Origin of the sequence: Pseudomonas sp. NBRC 111143 (assembly GCF_001320965.1) — a bacterium.
In the GTDB taxonomy this organism is placed as follows: Bacteria; Pseudomonadota; Gammaproteobacteria; order Pseudomonadales; family Pseudomonadaceae; genus Aquipseudomonas; species Aquipseudomonas machongensis.
Window position 1 is genome coordinate 1 of the sequence record NZ_BCBT01000103.1, and the last position, 2,742, is coordinate 2,742.

At 57.5% G+C, this 2,742-nt stretch carries 3 protein-coding genes; 1 reads left to right on the forward strand and 2 read right to left on the reverse strand.

All coding sequences use genetic code 11. The features are described 5' to 3' along the window. The coding region (locus tag APH44_RS30270) for a hypothetical protein (RefSeq protein ID WP_218187354.1) at window positions 1–276 on the forward strand (276 nt) is incomplete at its 5' end. 481 nt (window positions 277–757) lie between these two features. On the opposite strand, the gene APH44_RS28695 is transcribed toward APH44_RS30270, so the two are convergent. Then, window positions 758–2,311 carry an amidase gene (locus APH44_RS28695; RefSeq protein ID WP_054895650.1) on the reverse strand — a complete coding sequence of 518 codons (1,554 nt, stop codon included), beginning with the start codon at window positions 2,309–2,311 and terminating at the stop codon, window positions 758–760. 172 nt (window positions 2,312–2,483) lie between these two features. Then, a partial coding sequence (locus APH44_RS30275) for a hypothetical protein (protein ID WP_218187355.1) occupies window positions 2,484–2,742 on the reverse strand: 259 nt, incomplete at its 5' end.

A 2,742-nucleotide genomic window follows, 5' to 3' on the forward strand; every position in this document is an offset into this window, starting at 1 on the left:
AATGCTCTTTTCGAGTGCGGCGATCAGCCTGGACGTCGATGGCTGAGAGATCCCCGGTTCGCGTTCGGGCGAGGAAAGCTTCCGGTACGCGCGATCCGGACAGACAATCTGAGTGCTATTAGAACTGTCGATATGCATTTTCAAAGAACCGCCCAAGTCAAGTTGATTCTGAAAACGGTTCAGATGTGGGTCCGTGCATCGGATGCGTCTGTCTCCCTTCCGGCGCTCGATCTTGCCACTTTTCTGGAGAGAAGTAGCCGCTGCTCGACCTTCTGAATCTCAGACCGTCCACCTGATTTGACAATACGAGCATTCATGCGGAAACGTGAGGTCAATACGAAGTAGGGCGCCGTCCTTGGTCGGCTTTGAACTGCAATGGGCTCCGTCCGCCATAAATAGAAATACTTGCGCTTCCCAGTGGCAAAGGGTCCAGCCAAATTGGGATGGCAGGTACGCGGTCCCGCTCGATGTGCAAAACCTCGTATCTGCTTCTGATACGTTGCCAATGATCAGCCGGTAGGTATCTGATCCGGTTGTGGGGTGGTGCTTAACGCGCTCTGCTGGGATCCCCGGTGTCCGTTCCAAGTGCCCTCGGGCCCACGACGCACACTCAAGTGGATTTCGCAAAATGGGCGCGTGGCATTGCAGGGGATCGGCGCAAGGCGTTGGCGTGCCGACTTTCCTTTGCGCACGCTTCTCAGCACTCAGAACGCCTGGCAAATTTCGTCTTTGTTGTCGTGCGAAGTGGCAGTCCGACTCAGATCGCTGGCCGCCTCCGCAATCGTGTGTGCTGCTCGAAATCGAAGGCCAAGGAGAGAATCTCGCGATCGCTTCCTAAGCTTGTCCCAACGATGTCGACGGCGATTGGTCGGCCGTCGTCGAGGTATCCGGCGGGAACTGTGATTGCAGGAAGCCCCAGTTCGTTGACTTCTGTAGCGACCGACTGGTCGCCCAAGTATTTCGGTGTGTCACCGTCGAGGTCTGGCAGAGGATTTATCGAGCGAGGCATGAAAAGGGCGTCGATACGCTTGTCCTTCAAGATTGTTTGATAGTGCCGGAGAAGGCTCTTGGCTATCTCGATCACCCGATCCATCTCTGCACCGGAAATTGCCACGTTGATTCCGGTGTTGGCCAGCAACCCGTGCAAAGGCGCAGTGGTCCCGAGGCCAATGTCGAATCCGGTTCGAGCCCTGAAAGCGAGGCGTGAGTTCGGGTTGTCTCCACCCAGGGCAGCGAGGTAGGCGTCTACCCCAGCGAGATAACAGTTCGTGTCTACGAAGTTCTTGAGCGACGACCAGCGAGACTTCCAATCGGTATCACCAAAGACCACCGGGACCGTCTCCGCGCCAAGGTCCTCGATGATTCGAATCATTTTCGAGTAGTGCGACTGAACTTCAGGGTGCAAGGCGCCAGCCCATATCCCGGCTTCGAACAGGCCTATGCGCTTGCCCTTAAACGACCCGCGACGAAGCGAGTCGGCATACCTCAACGCGGACACGTCCGTCGATTCATTCGCTATCACATCCAGCGTGATTGCCGCGTCGGTCACAGTACGAGCAATAGGCCCCGCGACGTCGTGATTGGCAAGACCGGGAAAGATGCCTGCCGTCGGCACCAGATTGAAAGACGGCTTCAGGCCCACTAGGCTTTGCGCAGAAGCGGGGAAGAGTATCGACCCGGCTGTATCGGTCCCGATGCCGACCATGCCCATGCCGGTTGCGACCGCAGCCGCACTGCCGGAACTCGATGCGCCCGGAGCGTAACGGCGGTCGTAAGGGTTGAGGGTATCTCCCGCATGACTCGAATCGGCACGCAGGCCATCAAGCCCGAAGTCCGGTAGGTTGCTTTTGCCCAAAATGATGGCGCCTGCCGCCTTCAGCCGGCTCACCAACTCAGCGTCATGCCCGGGCATCAGATCAAGACCGTTGAACGCTCCCAGCTGAGAGTCAACGACTCGGTCCTCAGAGGCGAACCCTGCGTAGCCGGCCGTAGTTCTAACGCCAGCGATGTCCATGTTGTCCTTCAGTACGAGCGGGACACCGTGCAGTGGACCTCGCTGCTTCCCCTCGACGATCTCAGCATCCGCGCGTCGTGCGTCATCGAGAACGTCGGGATTCAGCCAAATGAAGGCATTGAGATACGGCTCCAAGTGATTGATGCGCATCAGGCATGCTGCCGCGAGTTCGCTCGGGAGGAAGGTTCGCTGCGTGAATGCTTCACCGACGTCCGATATCGACAGTTCTTCCACGTCAATGGCGGCAGCACTGCTCAAAAGCGGGGCAGGAATCGTGTACGGAATGAAGTGTCGCATGGTGGTCCTTATCTGGTAGGGAGCGCTGGGGAATTGCCGATCGACGAGCCCGAGCGATCGGCGATCGATCGGATGAGGCAAGCAAGTCTGGTGCCAGCGGGGCCTGTCGCGTTGCAGAGTTTGCGTTCGCTCAGTCGTGGCGGCTCGAGCCTGATGTCGACTTCGATGTGAGCTACGGCGATGAATACGGGCGTGGGGCCTTGACGTACGCCATCGATGAGCCATGTTGCGTATGAAATGAGCGACTCCGACTGATCAGGTCGATGCGTGATGTGACCGGAATGAGTGCACGCCTGTTGCCGCTGACCGAAAACTGACCCAGTAGAGGCTGTTCTGCCGACTGAAAACTGACCCAGGTGTTCAACTGCTTCTGCTCAATTTTTGAGCAGGAGAACACAGGGTGATCAGTATGGAAATGATGGGCAAAATCC

Bases quoted from the DNA above. Each gene is read 5' to 3' on its own strand.
- APH44_RS28695 (WP_054895650.1), bottom strand. From the start codon at position 2,311: ATGCGACACTTCATTCCGTACACGATTCCTGCCCCGCTTTTGAGCAGT.